14 protein-coding genes are annotated in these 15,937 nt (G+C 56.0%); 9 read left to right on the top strand and 5 right to left on the bottom strand.

Translation table 11 applies throughout. From position 1 onward, the window contains the following. Window positions 1-25 precede the first annotated feature (25 nt). From BM029_RS13305 to BM029_RS13315, 3 genes are read right to left on the bottom strand one after another with little or no spacing between them, the layout of a single operon-like run. Window positions 26-826 carry a LytR/AlgR family response regulator transcription factor gene (locus BM029_RS13305; RefSeq protein WP_092436745.1) on the bottom strand — a complete coding sequence of 267 codons (801 nt, stop codon included), beginning with the start codon at window positions 824-826 and terminating at the stop codon, window positions 26-28. After that, window positions 823-1,932: a sensor histidine kinase gene (locus BM029_RS13310; protein WP_092436747.1), complete on the bottom strand. Its 1,110-nt coding sequence runs from the start codon at window positions 1,930-1,932 to the stop codon at window positions 823-825. Before BM029_RS13310 ends, BM029_RS13305 begins: the two co-directional genes overlap by 4 nt. Next, entirely contained in the window at window positions 1,929-2,225 is a 297-nt protein-coding gene (locus tag BM029_RS13315) for a 2TM domain-containing protein (protein WP_092436748.1), read from the bottom strand. Before BM029_RS13315 ends, BM029_RS13310 begins: the two co-directional genes overlap by 4 nt. 265 nt (window positions 2,226-2,490) lie before the next feature. Between BM029_RS13315 and ugpQ the strand changes: the two genes are divergently transcribed. The 5 genes from ugpQ to BM029_RS13340 all read left to right on the top strand — a co-directional run bounded on the left by ugpQ (window position 2,491) and on the right by BM029_RS13340 (window position 9,088). Further along, the gene (gene ugpQ, locus BM029_RS13320; protein ID WP_092436750.1) at window positions 2,491-3,276 is read left to right on the top strand and encodes a glycerophosphodiester phosphodiesterase; all 786 of its coding nucleotides are present in this window, start codon (window positions 2,491-2,493) and stop codon (window positions 3,274-3,276) included. Between the two features lie 206 nt (window positions 3,277-3,482). Next, window positions 3,483-3,701, top strand: coding sequence for a hypothetical protein (locus BM029_RS13325; RefSeq protein ID WP_092436752.1), 219 nt, complete (start codon window positions 3,483-3,485; stop codon window positions 3,699-3,701). 281 nt (window positions 3,702-3,982) lie between these two features. Further along, window positions 3,983-6,607, top strand: a complete 2,625-nt coding sequence (alaS, locus tag BM029_RS13330; protein ID WP_092436754.1) for an alanine--tRNA ligase — start codon at window positions 3,983-3,985, stop codon at window positions 6,605-6,607. Window positions 6,608-6,728: 121 nt separating this feature from the next. After that, entirely contained in the window at window positions 6,729-7,283 is a 555-nt protein-coding gene (locus BM029_RS13335; RefSeq protein WP_092436756.1) for an NUDIX domain-containing protein, read from the top strand. 215 nt (window positions 7,284-7,498) lie between these two features. Continuing rightward, a complete protein-coding gene (locus BM029_RS13340; RefSeq protein WP_092436757.1) occupies window positions 7,499-9,088 on the top strand; it encodes a rhomboid family intramembrane serine protease in 1,590 nt (529 codons plus the stop codon). Here BM029_RS13340 and BM029_RS13345 read toward each other — a convergent pair whose 3' ends face one another. Next, window positions 9,089-10,444: a DUF4013 domain-containing protein gene (locus BM029_RS13345; protein WP_092436759.1), complete on the bottom strand. Its 1,356-nt coding sequence runs from the start codon at window positions 10,442-10,444 to the stop codon at window positions 9,089-9,091. It lies immediately after the preceding gene. Window positions 10,445-10,705: 261 nt separating this feature from the next. Between BM029_RS13345 and BM029_RS13350 the strand changes: the two genes are divergently transcribed. From BM029_RS13350 to BM029_RS13365, 4 genes are all read left to right on the top strand, one after another. After that, window positions 10,706-10,933: a sulfurtransferase TusA family protein gene (locus BM029_RS13350; protein ID WP_170851072.1), complete on the top strand. Its 228-nt coding sequence runs from the start codon at window positions 10,706-10,708 to the stop codon at window positions 10,931-10,933. 383 nt (window positions 10,934-11,316) lie between these two features. After that, complete coding sequence (locus tag BM029_RS13355; RefSeq protein ID WP_092436760.1) at window positions 11,317-12,069, top strand: electron transfer flavoprotein subunit beta/FixA family protein; 753 nt, start codon at window positions 11,317-11,319, stop codon at window positions 12,067-12,069. A 117-nt stretch (window positions 12,070-12,186) separates the two neighbouring features. Next, on the top strand, window positions 12,187-13,116 hold the full coding sequence (locus tag BM029_RS13360) for an electron transfer flavoprotein subunit alpha/FixB family protein (RefSeq protein ID WP_092436762.1): 930 nt from the start codon (window positions 12,187-12,189) through the stop codon (window positions 13,114-13,116). A 157-nt stretch (window positions 13,117-13,273) separates the two neighbouring features. Further along, window positions 13,274-15,064: an acyl-CoA dehydrogenase gene (locus tag BM029_RS13365; protein WP_092436763.1), complete on the top strand. Its 1,791-nt coding sequence runs from the start codon at window positions 13,274-13,276 to the stop codon at window positions 15,062-15,064. Window positions 15,065-15,137: 73 nt separating this feature from the next. Here the strand turns inward: BM029_RS13365 and BM029_RS13370 are convergent, their stop codons facing one another. Continuing rightward, on the bottom strand, window positions 15,138-15,557 hold the full coding sequence (locus BM029_RS13370; protein WP_092436765.1) for an NINE protein: 420 nt from the start codon (window positions 15,555-15,557) through the stop codon (window positions 15,138-15,140). Window positions 15,558-15,937: the final 380 nt, after the last annotated feature.

The raw sequence follows: 15,937 nt of genomic DNA on the forward strand, positions 1-15,937 counted from the left end.
GCGCCACCGCGGCCAGGACTATTGCTTACATCTGGCGGAACAGATGGGCAAACACGCGGCTTACCGTGGGCATCTCTGTGCGGCCGCGCAGCTTGAGCGTCAGTTTGCCGCTTTCGTCGCGTATCGCCATCTGGATCGACTGGTGGTTGACGATGGTGCCGCGATGTACCTGCCAGAACTGCCTGCCGTCGAGCTGAGGCAGCAATTCCTTGAGACTGGTGCGGATCAGCGACTCGCTGTCGGCGGTGACGACATTAATATATTTGTCGGTGGCTTCGAAATAGATCACCTCGCTGATCGGGATCATGCGGATCTGGTTGCCGACTGCGGCCCGGATCACAGTCAGCGGTTCGACGCCGGCGCTGGTTTTGGGCTGCATGTTGCGCAGTTGACCGATCAGGTTATCCAGCGCGGCATTGCCGTCGTCATTCTGTTGCAGGCGTTGCTGCAGGCGGGCGATGGTCCTGCCCAGCCGCGCGTCGCTGATCGGTTTTAGCACGTAATCGGCGGCGGCATGCTCGAAGGCGCTGATCGCGTATTCGTCGTAGGCGGTAACAAACACGATCAGCGGGAAGGTTTCATTCTCAGGCCATTCTTCGGCCAGTTCCTGGGCCGCTTCGAGTCCGGTCTTGCCAGGCATTTTGATATCCAGGAACAGGATGTCGGGACGTTGCTTGAGGGTTTGTTCAACCACCGCCTGGCCGTTGTCGACGCTGGCAATGATCTGCAACTCCGGCCACAGACGCTGCAATGCCTGCAGCAGCGCGGCCGCCAGAATCGGTTCGTCTTCGGCAATCAGGGCGCGTAAATTGGATGATGTTGTCATGACAGGATGGGCAGTTGGAGTTGGGCGATGACGCCGTGCGGCAGTTTCGGTTTGACGGTCAGGCTGGCCTGCGAACCATATAGCGCCTGCAGGCGTTCGTGGATATTGCTGAGGCCGATGTGGCCGGTTGGCGTCTGCTGCTCGCCGTCAGCTAGACCGTTGCTGAGGCCGAGGCCAGTATCGCTGACATCTAGCAGTAGCAGCTGGCCCTGGCGGCTGGCGCTGACTTCGACCCGGCCGCCTTCGATCTTGGGTTCCAAACCGTGCTTGATGGCGTTCTCGACCAAGGGCTGGAGCAGCATCGGCGCAATCACGGTATCGCGCAGTGTGGCCGGTAATTGCAGGTCGAAGCTGAGCCGGCTGCCCATGCGCAGCGACATCAGTTCCAGATAGGCTTCCATCAGGCTGAACTCTTGTGCCAGCGTGGTTTTTTCGATGCGTGACGAGGAGAGCGAGGCGCGCAGGAAATGAATCAGCTGGTCCAGCATCTGCTGCGCCCGTGCTGCATCTATCGTAATCAGGCTTTGCAATGTCGCCAGCGTATTGAACAGCATATGCGGTTCGATCTGCGCCTGCAGCATCTGCAACTGCGCCTGCAACGCTTGTTTCTCGACGGCGGCGGTGCGTGCTCTTTCGATCGCGGCCTGGTTGCGCAGTTCGGCCAGTGTGCTGAGGTTCCAGAAAAACAGCGTGGCGCCGACGCAGACCGAGACGGTCAGGATAATCAGGCCGATGCCGTTGACGTTCATGTACATGGACATGGCAAAATTATTTGTGGGCAGGCCGAGCAGTTGCATGGCCAGCCGGGCGCCGAGGAATTGGGCGATACCCGCCGCCGCCAGTATGAACGCGAGAAAATGCATTCTGCGCGGTGTGGCGTTGCGCCAGAACAAGGAGCGGCCGCATTCTATGAGCACCATCGCTATCGTGCCGATGCATAGTGAAAACACCAAATTGGGCAAGAACTGGTCGCCGATCTTCATCACATACGTAACGATCACGGCGCAGATGATATCGATGCCGAGGTTGATATACAGGCTGCGCAACAGGCGCCGAGACAGCGGCTCGGTGGTTTGCGGCAATTCGGTTTCTGGCGTTGGCTTCATGCTGGAGGGGTATGGTTATGTTTTTCTAGTTCTCGTTCTATCATGCGCCGTTTCCACTGCGCGCCAGGGTTCCTGAGGAACACCGCCAAGGCGTGGAATAGTAACCCGATTCCCCAGCCCAGGATCGGTCCCGGCACCCACGGACGATCCGGATTATGCAAAAAATTCAGCAGCAACAAGCCACTGTTGACAATCAAATATATCGCCAGGTGCAGGTAAAAGCCGATTTTCCGTTCGACCAGGCGTTGCGCGTCCTGATAGTGTGGATTGGTGTTCGGGTTGGCGTCACTCATCGCAATCCTCGGTGGTGTGGCAATGAAGCCATTTTGGGCTGGTCTGCAGCCGCAAAAAAGTGAAATGCGACGAAACCGTGATTGCATGGCGCGAATCGCTGTCGGCGGTCGCGGATTGCCAAATCAGTCAAATCCATTAAGAATGAGGGTAAGCAAGATGACCTTTGACTGAACGTAACCGGCCGCAGCAATTGCTCGCAAATCGTTCCTGTCAATCACGCCGTCATTCTGATTTACTTATTTATTCGATGGAAAGAGAAGATTCATGTGGCCCTATCCCAAAATAGTCGCGCATCGCGGCGGCGGTACGCTGGCACCGGAAAATACGCTGGCGGCGCTGCGTTGCGGTCTTGAGCATGGATACCGTGCGGTCGAATTCGACGTCATGCTGGCGCGCGACGGTGTACCGATCCTGATGCATGACGCAGTATTTGGCCGCACAGTGCGCGGCATCGGCAAGGTGACGGACTTTACCTCGGATGAGCTGACCGCAATGGATGCCGGCAGCTGGCTCGGCCCACAGTTTGCCGGCGAGCCGATATGCACTTATCGGCAAGTGCTTGAATTTTGCCGGCAGCACGGTATCTGGATGAATGTTGAAATCAAGCCGGCCGAGGGGTTTGAGGTGGAGACGGGGCGTATTGTCGCCCAGGTAACAGAGGAGTTCTTTGCCGACGAGGTAGCTGCGCATGTGGCCAGCGGTCGCGGCACCTGGGCCGATCCTGCATTGCCTTTGTTTTCCTCGTTTTCATTTGAAGCCCTGCGCGCTGCGCAGGTCGCGGCGCCGGATATCCCGCGCGGCTTCCTGACCGACGTCATCGAGGATGACTGGCAACAGCGTTTGCAGGAGCTGGATGCGGTTGCCTTGCACACTAACCATAAATATCTGTCGCCGATGGAGGCGCAGGCGGTCAAGCAGGCTGGTTATGGCTTATTTTGCTATACGGTGAATACGCCCACGCGCGCCAGGGAAATACTTGGTTGGGGCGTGGACGGATTCTGCACTGACCGGATTGATCTGATCGGCGCCGACTTTTCCCCGCTTGGTTGAACGGAAAGCGGTTCGTGCGCCAGCTGTGTAAACAAAGTTCAAACTCCCCGTAACATCATGTCAACCAATTCAATAAGCTGGCGTTAATAGAGTGCAGAACCGAGTTTCAGGCCATATTCACCGCAATTTATGCATATGGTTGAACTTTATTTACTAGTAAAGTATCGAATTTACTTGTTTTTTCAATAATTGAAAGGAAGTTAAAAATGAAGATCAACAAATTGCTGGCTGCCGTAGTTATCGCTGCTTTCGCTCTGCCAGTCATGGCACAAAGTGCTCCTGCCGCAGCGCCGGCTCCTGCTGCACCGATGGCAGCTCCTGCCGACGCACCGGCTGCCGCTGCACCAGCTAAAAAAATGCATAAAAAGCATCATCGCGCTAAAAAACACGCGATCAAAGCCGTACCGGTCAACAAGGGCGCCTGATAGCCCGATGCAAGGCTGATAGGAAGCTGAATTCAGACTGCGGTTCGTCAGAATACACGCCTCGTATCGTTAAAGCCCGTTGAAAGCCCGTTGGGAGCGATCCCGATGGGCTTTTTTCATCGTGCCGCGGCTGAATTGCGAGGCCGCCGGTATCACGTATAATCAAAGGTTTGCAAAAGGACATACACGTAACTGTAGCGCGATCGATCTCGGATCGGCCTGCGGCGTTAAGCGTGCTCCGTTGCTTTTTTCCTTGTACCGTTTCATTTTTGCCCAAGAACATGAACTCAGCCGAAATCCGCGAAAAGTTTCTCAAATTCTTTGAATCCAAAGGCCATACCATCGTGCGCTCGTCGAGCCTGGTGCCAGGCAACGATCCGACACTGCTGTTTACCAACTCCGGTATGGTGCAGTTCAAGGATGTGTTCCTGGGTACCGAAAAGCGCAACTATGTGCGCGCCACGTCGGTACAGCGCTGCCTGCGCGCCGGCGGCAAGCATAACGATCTGGAAAACGTCGGCTACACCGCGCGTCACCACACTTTTTTCGAAATGCTGGGCAACTGGTCGTTCGGCGACTATTTCAAGCACGATTCGCTGGTCTGGGCCTGGGAGCTGCTGACCAAGGTATACGGCCTGCCGGCTGACAAGCTGTGGGCGACCGTGTATGAGACGGACGACGAAGCCTACGATATCTGGCACAAGGTGATCGGCCTGCCGAAGGAGCGCATCGTGCGCATCGGCGACAACAAGGGCGCACCGTATGCATCGGACAATTTCTGGCAAATGGCCGATACCGGCCCTTGCGGTCCTTGTTCCGAAATTTTCTACGACCACGGTCCTGACGTCTGGGGTGGTCCTCCGGGCAGCCCGGAGCAGGACGGCGACCGCTACATCGAAATCTGGAATAACGTGTTCATGCAATTCGACCGCCAGATCGATCCGAAGACCGGCGTCGCCACTCTGACGCCGCTGCCGAAACAATGCGTCGATACCGGCATGGGCCTGGAGCGTCTGGCCGCGGTATTGCAGCATGTTCACAGCAATTATGAAATCGACTTGTTCCAGAAACTGATCAAGGCGGCTGCACGTGAAACCAATATCACCGACCTGGAAAATAATTCGCTGAAAGTGATCGCCGATCATATTCGCGCCTGTTCGTTCCTGGTAGTCGATGGCGTGATTCCTGGTAATGAGGGACGCGGTTACGTATTGCGCCGGATTATCCGCCGCGCGCTGCGCCACGGCCACAAGCTGGGCCAGACCAAGCCGTTTTTCTACAAGCTGGTCAAGGACCTGGTGCAGGAAATGGGCGCTGCTTATCCGGAATTGCCGGAAGCCGCAGAGCGTGTCGAACAAGTCCTCAAGCAGGAAGAAGAACGTTTCGGCGAAACGCTGGAAAACGGCATGAAGATCCTGGAAGCGGCGCTGGCCAAGACGCCGAAAAAACTGGACGGCGAAACCGCATTTACGTTGTACGACACGTTCGGTTTCCCGCTTGATCTGACCGCGGATATCTGCCGCGAACGTGAAGTCGAGCTGGATGAAGCAGGCTTTGCCACGGCGATGGAACGTCAGAAATCGACGGCACGCGCTGCCGGTAAATTCAAGATGGCGGCGGCAGTGGAATACAGCGGCGACAAGACCCGCTTCGTAGGTTACGACGCCCTGGCGCATGACGCCAAAGTGCTGGCACTGTATGTGGATGGCAGCGCGGTACAAAAAATCGAAGCCGGCCAGGATGCCATCGTGGTGCTCGACACTACGCCGTTCTACGCCGAGTCGGGTGGCCAGGTTGGTGATTCGGGCGTACTGGAAGCGACGGGCGCCTTGTTTGAGGTAGCCGATACGCTGAAAATCCAGGCCGAAGTTTTCGGTCATCACGGCAATCTGCGCAGCGGCTCGCTGGCAGTCGGCGACCAGCTGAGCGCCAAGGTGGATACAGCAGTGCGCGGCCGCACCATACGCAATCACTCGGCAACCCACCTGATGCATAAGGCGTTGCGCGAAGTATTGGGCGGCCATGTCTCCCAGAAGGGATCCCTGGTCGATGCCGACAAAACCCGTTTCGACTTCAGTCATAACGCCCCGGTAAGCGCCGACGAAATTCGTCGCATCGAGGAAATCGTCAATCGCGAAATCCTGGCCAACGTGGCTACCGAAGCCAGGCTGATGTCGTTCGACGACGCGGTTGGCGCTGGCGCCATGGCATTGTTCGGTGAAAAATACGGCGACGAAGTACGCGTATTGTCGATTGGCAGCTCACGTGAATTGTGCGGTGGCACCCACGTCACCCGTACCGGCGATATCGGCTTGTTCAAGATCGTGGCGGAAGGCGGCGTTGCTGCCGGCATTCGCCGTATCGAAGCGGTGACCGGCGAAGCAGGGCTGGCGCTGGTGCAGAACCTGAGCAATCGCGTCAACGAAGCCGCTGCGGCATTGAAAGCGCAACCGGAAGAACTGACGCAACGTATCGCCCAGGTGCAGGAACACGTCAAGGCGTTGGAAAAGGAACTGGGCAGCCTGAAGTCGAAACTGGCTGCGAACCAGGGCGACGAACTGGTTAGCCAGGCCGTCGACGTCAACGGTATCAAGGTATTGGCGGCTACCCTGGAAGGCGCCGACAGCGCGACCTTGCGCGAAACCATGGATAAGCTGAAGGATAAGCTGAAGACTGCGGCTATCGTCCTGGCTGCCGTGAAGGATGGCAAAGTGAGCCTGATCGCCGGCGTCACTGCAGATGCTACGTCGAAGGTCAAGGCGGGCGAGCTGGTCAATTTCGTTGCTCAGCAAGTGGGTGGCAAAGGCGGCGGCCGTCCTGATATGGCGCAAGCCGGCGGCACCGATCCGAGCGGCCTGGCGGCAGCGTTGCAGGGTGTCGCTGCGTGGGTCGGCGAACGCGCATAAATTGTCGGTGACTAAGCTGTCACCGAGATAGTGGCAAGCCGAAGCGGGAAGCATCAAATCGCAGTAGTATCGCGGATTGGTTCTTCCCGTTTTTTTTTGCCCTTAACTAAATAACTCTGACATGAGCGAATTTAAATTTTGCCCGGTGTGCGCCAAATCCCTGATTCAGCGTGTCGACGAAGGCGAAGCCGGAAAATTGCGCCTGGCCTGTCCCGAGGGCCACTGGACGCATTGGGATAATCCGTTGCCGGTACTGGCGGCGGTAGTCGAGATCGACGGCAAGATCCTGCTGGCGCGCAATGCGGCATGGCAGGAGGGCATGTTTGCACTGATCACGGGATTCATGGAGCGCGACGAGACCCCGGAGCAGGGCATTGCGCGTGAACTCAAGGAAGAAACCAATCTTGATGCCGAACAGGTCACGCTGATCGGCGTCTACGAATTCATGCGCAAGAACGAACTCATCATCGCCTATCACGTCAAGGCATCCGGCCAGATTCAACTGTCGCCGGAACTGCTGGAGTATCGCCTGCTGGAGCCGGCGGCATTGCGTCCCTGGCGCGCCGGCACCGGCCACGCTGTCGCCGACTGGATGAGGGCGCAAGGGCTGGCGGTCGAGTATGTAGAGCGGCCTCTGTTGCAGACAGCGCAGCCCGAATCAGCCGTGAAAACCTGAGAATGCATCTCGGCCAAGACGGAATAATTCGCTTTGCGACTTGTTTATAGGTAACATTAAAAATAAGAAAGAAGTAGGGTGGGCACGCCTTTGTGCCCACGCGTGACCGCGATAACCGGAGCACAGAAATAGGTATGTGCATGGAGTGACTTCACGCGTGGGCACAAAGGCGTGCCCACCCTACAATTACAACCCCTTCCTGCGCTTGACCGACCATGCTGATTATCCCGGTAGACCGTAAGCCAGACTGGAAGCGCCCGCCGCTGGTGACTATCCTGCTGGTGCTGATCAATCTGTTGATTTATTTCGGCTTTGAATGGCATGAGCGCAGCCAGATGGAGCCGGCCGCGCATTATTACCTGGTCGAGTCGCGCCTACCCGAATTCGAATTTCCGGCCTATGCGCGTTATCTGGAAAGCGATAAAAAGCCTGAGGCCGCTGAAGCCATGCGCAAGGCGCTGGAGCGTTGGCAGCAATTGCGCGCACGGGCCGATCTGGCCGCGGCACGCGACGGCAAGACCGCCTCATTGGAAGATTATCAGCAACTTATCCAGCGTTGGTATGTGCTGGACGCCGATCTCCGTTTTGCGGCCTTGATGCAGCAAGCCAAACCGGCTGTGCTGGGCACACTCACCGACGACGATCTGGCCGAATGGAAAGAGCAGCGCGAGCATTACGTGCTGACCCGTACGCGGAGTTTTACCGAGCGCTATTCACTGATCCCGGCGCAGGCGTTCGAGCGCCCGATTACGCTGCTTACCCACATGTTCCTGCACGCCAGCGTCGACCACGTGCTGGGCAATATGGTGTTTCTGGCGATGGTCGGTTATGCGGTAGAAATCCTGTTGGGCAGCGGCTGGTATTTGCTGTTTTACCTGCTATCGGGTTTGTTGTCGGCAGCGTTTTATCTTTTGTTCGAAGGTGACAGCATGGTGCTGTCGCTGGGAGCATCGGGGGTCATTTCCGGGGTCATGGGGATGTACACCGTGCTGTACGGTTTGCGCAAGATACGTTTCTTTTACTGGTTCCTGTTTTATTTCGATTTCTTCAAGGCGCCGGCATTGATCATGTTGCCGATCTGGGTTGGCAAGGAAGCGTTCGACTTGCTGTTTGGCGCACCGTCGAATACCAATTACTACGCCCATATCGGCGGTTTGCTGGGCGGCGCCTTGCTGGCCCTGCTGTATCGCTTGCTGGCGCGGCGCAAGCTGGATCAGGCACACGCCAATTATGTTGCTCCTGCCGACGACGATCAGCAATTGCGTAACTTGCAGCAGAGTGCGTATTCGGCACTGAGCCGCCTGGATTTCACGCGTGCCCGGCGCGACTTCAGCAGCCTGGTGAGCAAAACCCTGGCGCAACAGAAAACGCCTAAGCCGGATTGGCTGCTGCAATTATTCAATCTGTCGAAAGAAACGCCGGCCGCGCCGATTTTCCACAAGACCGCAGAGATGTTGCTGCGCTTGCCAAAAGGCAGCCTGGCCGAAGATAAAATTCATCAGGTCTACCTGGATTATGTGGCAAGAGCCGAACCGCGACCGCAGCTGAGCAGCGACCAGTCGCTGGCGGCCGCCAAGAGATTTGCATTGAACGGCCAGCCGCAAACTGCAGCGGCCATTTTGCAGATATTGATGGTGACTGCGCGCCAGCATCAGCAATTGCCGCAACTGGTGCAGGTTGTCGCCCGGGGATTCATGGCGGCGGGCATACACGACAAGGCGCAGCATTATCAGAAATTGCTGTTGCAGCAGTTTCCTCTGAGCGAAGAAAGCCGCCTGGTAACCAGCCCCGGCAATCGATACTGATCAGGTTTGCCCGGCGCCTTGGCCTTGCATCAAGCGTTCGATTACATCTTTGTATTGTTGCGCTTCGCTGGCCGCCGGGTTGGTTGGCCATTGTGCAATCACATGATTGAACAGCGACAAGGCGCGGGTATCCTGGCGCAGGTGATCGGATAGCAGCTTGCCGGCCAGGACCAGCACCGCCGGCACATCTTTATGACGCGCTGCGCGCTTGTGGAAACCGGAGACGATCTCCAATGCAATCTGATGTTCGCGTACCGAAGCTGCGGCTGCTGCGATTTCCAATACATGATCGGGATTGTCGATCTTGAATTCCGGATCAAGCAGGCGCGCTTGCCGCCAGCTATCGCCGATCCGGCCACCTTTGCCCGAGCGGGCCAGTGCAAACAGATGACGCGGCGCATACTCCAGCTGCTTGCTCTTGTCGCCCTTGAGCATCAGCAGTTTGGCGTAGTGGCCCGACAGTTGCGCGTTGAACTGATCGTAGCGCAATTCTTCCCACACCATTTCTATCGCCAGGTTGATGTCGCCGTCGCGCACCAGCGTACCGATTTGCTGGGCCAGGATTTCATCGTCGCTGAGAGGGCGGTTCTGGCGGCTGCTGGCGAGTGCGTTGGTTTCAAAATTGCGATCCGGCGAGTAGCCGATCTCCTGATGGTACTGGTACATCGTATAACCCATCAAATTGAAACCGACCAAAGTGAAATAGGCGCAAGCGAAAATGCTCGAAGCGATCAGCAGGGTGATCGGCACTTTTCCCAGGAACAGCATGACGGTAACCGGTGCGCACTGGCTCAATATGAATCCGAATGCCCACAGCGCCAGATAGGGCCAGCCGCACGCCTTGATCATCTTGAAAACGTTGAATGGATTGATGGCGTCGCTAAAGCTATGGGTATGCCCCAGCACCATGATGCTGGCCGGCAGCATCAGATTGACTACGGCGCTTCCCAGCAGTTCGAGAAACGGATGGATGTCGGCCATGATGGCGATGAAAAACCCTTGCACCAGCATCACGAAATAGAGCTTGTAGGGCGTCATCTTGTGCATGTCGTCCGGCTCGTCGAAATCGGCATGGCGCAGATTGCCAAGCGACGTTTGTTCCAGGATCCGGAATGCCTGGCGCATCAGGTCGACAGAGAGACCAATGCCGACCAGTACCGCAACGATTAGAATGGCAGGAGAGAATCCGTCGTCCTCGCCACTCCTGCCCAATACCCATAAACCGCTGCCAACCAACGCATAAAGCACCGGACGCCAGATCAGCTGCTGCTGCAATGGATACAAAAAGAATTGAGGTAAGCGTTGCCAGAATGGCGTAACGTTGCTGAAAGGTTTTTCGCTAAGACTGTCCCGCATGCTGTTCCTCAGAATGGTTCGCCATTGGTTGCCATGGGGCGGCGTTATCCCCGGCGATTTCGTCTGTTACATGTTGTTACTTTATGAATGAATGTTAGCACGCGAATTGCAATATTAATTGCATTAAAGACATATTTATTTATGGCACTGTTGTTGTAAAAATGATGGATGGTTTGCTGCGACGCGTCAAAGGCGTCTGCGTTTGGAGTAGAATCGATAAATAGCATCAAATGTTAAAAATCTTTATATTACGAAGTGGTTATGGAATTTAATAAAGAACTCGACGCACGCGGTTTGCATTGCCCACTGCCGATTTTGAAAACCAAGAAGGCGTTGGCGGACATGCTGAGCGGCGAAGTGCTACGTGTGATGGCTACTGATTCTGGTTCGGTGCGCGATTTTCAGGCGTTCGCGAAGCAGACAGGTAATGATTTGCTGGAGCAGAGCGAAGAAAACAGGGAATTTATTTTCTTCATGAAGCGTAAGTAAGAAAGTAAATGGGCGTTGGCTATAGTCAGCCTTTTATCGTGGTCTCCGCAGCAGATTTTTACCCATCACCGTTTTTATCGTCAATTCGTGCCGCAACCAGCGTCCTGCTGGTCGCGCAATACCTCGGTTTTATCCCTTTCTGTCTTCCGTTTCAGGTCGGCGTAGCGTATTTCCATTGCATAAATCGCATTAAAAGTTTTTTGTTTTGCAAAATAACTGGTGCGATTAGTCCATTTGCTCTAATATTTAATAGAACGATCGTGCTAAATTTCAGCATCTGACCGAATTCTCTCTTATAATTCCTAATCAAGATTTACGTTAACGTCAATTGACGTCAACCCGCATCAACACAGATTTTTTTATTTCAATAAAAAGGCATACCGATGAAAGTATTAGTACCAGTCAAGCGTGTCGTCGACTACAACGTCAAGGTGCGGGTTAAATCGGACGGCAGCGGTGTAGATATTGCGAACGTCAAGATGTCAATGAATCCGTTTGATGAAATCGCGGTGGAAGAAGCCACGCGCCTGAAAGAGGGCGGCAAGGTAACGGAAGTGATCGCGATTTCCTGCGGTGTTACGCAATGCCAGGAAACCCTGCGCACAGCAATGGCGATTGGCGCCGACCGCGGCGTGCTGGTTGATACCGGCGACACCGATCTGCAACCGCTGGCAGTGGCCAAGTTGTTGAAAGCGGTGGCTGACAAAGAGCAACCGCAGCTGATCATCCTCGGCAAGCAGGCGATCGACGACGACTGCAACCAGACCGGCCAGATGCTTGCCGCGCTGTTGGGCTGGCCGCAAGCGACTTTTGCGTCCAAGGTCGTGCTGGAAGACGGCAAGGTTACTGTCACGCGTGAAGTCGACGGCGGCCTGGAAACCCTCGCCCTTACTCTGCCAGCCATCATCACCACCGATTTGCGCCTGAACGAGCCGCGCTACGTGACGCTGCCGAACATCATGAAGGCCAAGAAGAAGACCCTGGATGTGTTCAAGCCGGCCGATCTGGGTGTGGATGTCGAACCGCGCCTGAAGACGCTGAAAGTGGTGGAACCAGCCAAGCGCAGCGCCGGCATCAAGGTGCCTGACGTCGCTACCCTGGTCGCCAAGCTGAAGAACGAAGCCAAGGTCTTGTAAGCAGAATCGGCTTAAAAACCGATTTAGCTTACCGCACTACACAACCTATTCAAGAACCAAGCGCAGCGCCGCATCACGATAATGATGCAGGCGAGCGTACATAACACTGGAGCCGACATGACAGCCCTCGTCATTGCTGAACACGATAACGCCTCGTTAAAAGGCAGCACCCTCAACACCATTACCGCCGCCAGCCAATGCGGCGGCGAAGTCCACGTACTGGTCGCCGGCAGCAACTGCGGCGCAGCCGCCCAGGCCGCAGCGCAAGCCGCCGGCGTGACCAAAGTACTGGTCGCCGATGCAGCTTACTTTGCCGATGGCCTGGCAGAAAACGTCGCCGAGCAAGTACTGGCGCTGGCTTCCGCCTACAGCCACATCCTGGCGCCGGCAACCGCTTACGGCAAAAACATCTTGCCACGCGTTGCCGCCAAACTGGACGTCGGCCAGATTTCCGAAATTACCAAGGTCGACAGCCCGGATACATTCGAGCGTCCTATCTATGCCGGTAACGCCATCGCCACCGTGCAATCGAGCGACGCCACCAAGGTAATCACCGTTCGCACTACCGGTTTTGACGCTGCTGCCGGCGGCGGTTCAGCTGCCGTGGAAAATATCGCGGCCGCAGCCGATTTCGGCAAGTCCGCATTCGTCTCGCGTGAGCTGGCCAAATCGGATCGTCCTGAACTGACAGCAGCCAAGATCATCGTATCCGGCGGCCGTGGTTTGGGCTCCGCTGAAAACTTCAAGATCCTGGAACCGCTGGCGGACAAGCTGGGCGCCGCAATGGGCGCCTCGCGCGCCGCAGTCGATGCGGGCTTCGTGCCCAACGACTGGCAAGTCGGGCAAACCAGCAAGATCGTTGCACCGCAACTGTATATCGCCGTCGGTATTTCCGGCGCGATCCAGCATCTGGCCGGGATGAAAGATTCCAAGGTCATCGTCGCCATCAACAAGGATGAAGAAGCGCCGATTTTCTCGGTCGCCGATTACGGCATCGTTGGCGACTTGTTCGAGATCGTGCCGCAACTGGTGGCCGAGCTGGGTTAAGCCGACGGGTGTTTTGCAGGACGTAAGATAGGTCGGGCTTTTGAAGCAAGGACTTTCAGCGTTTTGTTAAAAATAGAAAGTAAAAAGTATACGGGTGGTATTGCGGGTGCTGGCAGAGTCAGGCTCAGCGGTGCCGCCCGATTTTTTGGAGTAACACATGAGTTATGTCGCCCCGTTGAAAGACATGCTGTTCGTGTTGAATGAGCTGGCTGGCCTTGAGCAGGTCAGCACACTGCCTGGTTGCGAAGATGCGACGCCGGAAACCGTGGAAGCAGTGTTGCAAGAGAATGCTAAATTCTGCAGTGAAGTGGTCGCGCCATTAAACCGCAGCGGAGATCTGGAGCCCAGCTATTGGCATGACGGCGAAGTCACTACCAGCAAGGGTTTTAAAGAGGCATTCAAGGCCTTTGCGGAAGCCGGCTGGCAAGGCGTGCAGCATCCGGTTGAATTTGGCGGCCAGGGTTTGCCCAAGCTGGTGGCGACACCGTGCATAGAGATGCTGAATGCAGCCAATCTGTCTTTTGCTTTGTGCCCGCTATTGAGCGACGGCGCTATCGAAGCCCTGCTGACTGCCGGCAGCGACGAGCAAAAGCGGATTTACCTGGAAAACCTGGTATCCGGCAAATGGACCGGCACCATGAATCTGACCGAGCCGCAAGCCGGTTCCGACCTGGCGCTGGTGCGTACCCGTGCCGTGCCGCAGGGCGACGGTACTTACAAGATTTCCGGCACCAAGATTTTCATCACCTACGGTGAGCACGATATGGCTGAAAATATCGTCCATCTGGTGTTGGCGCGCACGCCGAATGCGCCGGAAGGCGTGAAGGGCATTTCGCTGTTTATCGTGCCGAAATTCATGGTCAATGCGGATGGTACGCCCGGCGCACGCAATGATGTGCATTGCGTCTCGCTGGAACACAAGCTCGGCATCAAAGCCAGTCCGACTGCGGTGCTGCAATTCGGCGACCACGGCGGCGCTGTCGGAACCTTGGTGGGCGAGGAAAATCGCGGCCTCGAATACATGTTCATCATGATGAATGCGGCGCGTTTTGGGGTTGGCCTGCAGGGCATCAGCGTTGCCGAGCGCGCTTATCAAAAAGCAGTGGCTTACGCCAAAGACCGCGTGCAATCGCGTGACCTGGCAGGTTCAGCCGGTGCTGTAACGATTATTCATCAGCCGGATGTACGGCGGATGTTGATGAGCATGCGTTCGCAGACCGAGGGGGCGCGTGCGTTGGCTTATGTCACCGCGGCTGCGCACGATGCGGCCCTGCATCATGCCGACGCAGCAACGCGTAAAGCGAACCAGGCATTCTATGAATACATGGTGCCGATCGTCAAAGGCTGGTCGACCGAGATGTCGATCGACGTGGCGTCGACCGGCGTGCAGATTCATGGCGGTATGGGCTTTATCGAAGAAACCGGTGCAGCGCAGTTCTATCGCGATGCGCGGATCTTGACGATTTATGAAGGCACCACCGCAATCCAGGCTAACGACCTGATCGGCCGCAAGACGGTGCGCGATGGCGGCGCTGTCGCCAAGGGCATCATTGCCCAGGTGCGTGCTACCCAGGCCGAGCTGGCGGGCAGTGGAGCGGCCGACCTGGTCGCCATCAGCAAGCAACTGGCCAGCGGCGCTGATGCATTGGAGCAGGTGGTCAGCTACGTGGTTGATAATCTCAAGAGCGATATCAAAGGCGTGTTTGCCGGTAGCGTGCCTTACCTGAAGCTGGCCGGCATCGTGTTGGGCGGCTGGCAGCTTGGCCGCGCTGCGCTGATTGCAACGCAAAAACTGCAGTCGGCTGCGGGCGATAGCAATTTCTATCAGGCCAAGATCGGTACGGCGCGCTTCTTTGCCGACCATATTCTGTCTCAGGCTGATGCATATCGCATCTCGATTGTCGAAGGCGGTAGCGGTGTGATGGCGTTGACGGAAGATCAGTTCTGATTTTTTGCAGACGTAAAAAAAGCAGCCACGGCTGCTTTTTTTTATTGTGTCGCTGCGCATCTGGTTTCAAAGCTCAACCGTAGGCGCCGCCAGTGAACAAAAGGTCGAAAGTGCGGGCAATTGAGCCGATCAACGCAATTGCGCCGACTCCCAGGGTCAAGACCACCAGCAAGACGACAAACCAGCTGGAGTCGGATTGACGGCCGGAGCTGGCGTTATATTTGGCGTCCCATTTTTCATCCGGGGTCAATCCTATGACCAGCGATTCGATCACGGCAATCAGGCCTGAGATGATCAGCGGTCCAAACAGGAACGCCACTTGCTGATTTTGTCTAAAAAACAAGTAAAGGAGCATGGAAATTGGCAGGGTGGCAAGATGCAGCCAGCCCCAGATGTCTTGAAATCCCTTCAGGTAGAAACGGTGCAGGCCTAGGCTGCCAAATACGGTAGCCAAGAAGGTGGCGAGTGTCTTGTTCTTGTGGGATTGGGTCATTGGCAGGATGGGGGGGATGAAATGTCTGGAATATGTAATAAATCAGCCAATAAGCAGGCAATGAGCGGGTAATAAACGGGTAATAAGCAGGCAATCCTTGCATCAGCCGGGAATATTGCTAATATACGGGCTTGGCTATCGCCACTGATGTTTCCGAGGCGCACCATGCGTGTCGGAAAGCAGATTGAGGGCGTAGTGTACAGCCTGCTTCAATAGAATGTCACTTTGATAGTCAGGCCCGCTTACGGCATAGCGCCGTATAGCGTTTTGGAGCCCTGCAAATACCTGTTTGACGTAGTGAAACCACACCCATGGCCTGCTTTGGTTGCGGGATCGGCTCACTTTGCGTTATAATTTGCGGCTTTTTCCGTGTTCGAACA

It is taken from the genome of Collimonas sp. OK607 (assembly GCF_900111995.1).
Classification (GTDB): Bacteria; Pseudomonadota; Gammaproteobacteria; order Burkholderiales; family Burkholderiaceae_D; genus Collimonas.

What these genes read in the sequence shown, in the direction of transcription:
- BM029_RS13305 (WP_092436745.1), bottom strand. Translation starts at nt 826, where the DNA reads ATGACAACATCATCCAATTTACGCGCCCTGATTGCCGAAGACGAACCG.
- BM029_RS13310 (WP_092436747.1), bottom strand. Translation starts at nt 1,932, where the DNA reads ATGAAGCCAACGCCAGAAACCGAATTGCCGCAAACCACCGAGCCGCTG.
- BM029_RS13315 (WP_092436748.1), bottom strand. Translation starts at nt 2,225, where the DNA reads ATGAGTGACGCCAACCCGAACACCAATCCACACTATCAGGACGCGCAA.
- ugpQ (WP_092436750.1), top strand. Translation starts at nt 2,491, where the DNA reads ATGTGGCCCTATCCCAAAATAGTCGCGCATCGCGGCGGCGGTACGCTG.
- BM029_RS13325 (WP_092436752.1), top strand. Translation starts at nt 3,483, where the DNA reads ATGAAGATCAACAAATTGCTGGCTGCCGTAGTTATCGCTGCTTTCGCT.
- alaS (WP_092436754.1), top strand. Translation starts at nt 3,983, where the DNA reads ATGAACTCAGCCGAAATCCGCGAAAAGTTTCTCAAATTCTTTGAATCC.
- BM029_RS13335 (WP_092436756.1), top strand. Translation starts at nt 6,729, where the DNA reads ATGAGCGAATTTAAATTTTGCCCGGTGTGCGCCAAATCCCTGATTCAG.
- BM029_RS13340 (WP_092436757.1), top strand. Translation starts at nt 7,499, where the DNA reads ATGCTGATTATCCCGGTAGACCGTAAGCCAGACTGGAAGCGCCCGCCG.
- BM029_RS13345 (WP_092436759.1), bottom strand. Translation starts at nt 10,444, where the DNA reads ATGCGGGACAGTCTTAGCGAAAAACCTTTCAGCAACGTTACGCCATTC.
- BM029_RS13350 (WP_170851072.1), top strand. Translation starts at nt 10,706, where the DNA reads ATGGAATTTAATAAAGAACTCGACGCACGCGGTTTGCATTGCCCACTG.
- BM029_RS13355 (WP_092436760.1), top strand. Translation starts at nt 11,317, where the DNA reads ATGAAAGTATTAGTACCAGTCAAGCGTGTCGTCGACTACAACGTCAAG.
- BM029_RS13360 (WP_092436762.1), top strand. Translation starts at nt 12,187, where the DNA reads ATGACAGCCCTCGTCATTGCTGAACACGATAACGCCTCGTTAAAAGGC.
- BM029_RS13365 (WP_092436763.1), top strand. Translation starts at nt 13,274, where the DNA reads ATGAGTTATGTCGCCCCGTTGAAAGACATGCTGTTCGTGTTGAATGAG.
- BM029_RS13370 (WP_092436765.1), bottom strand. Translation starts at nt 15,557, where the DNA reads ATGACCCAATCCCACAAGAACAAGACACTCGCCACCTTCTTGGCTACC.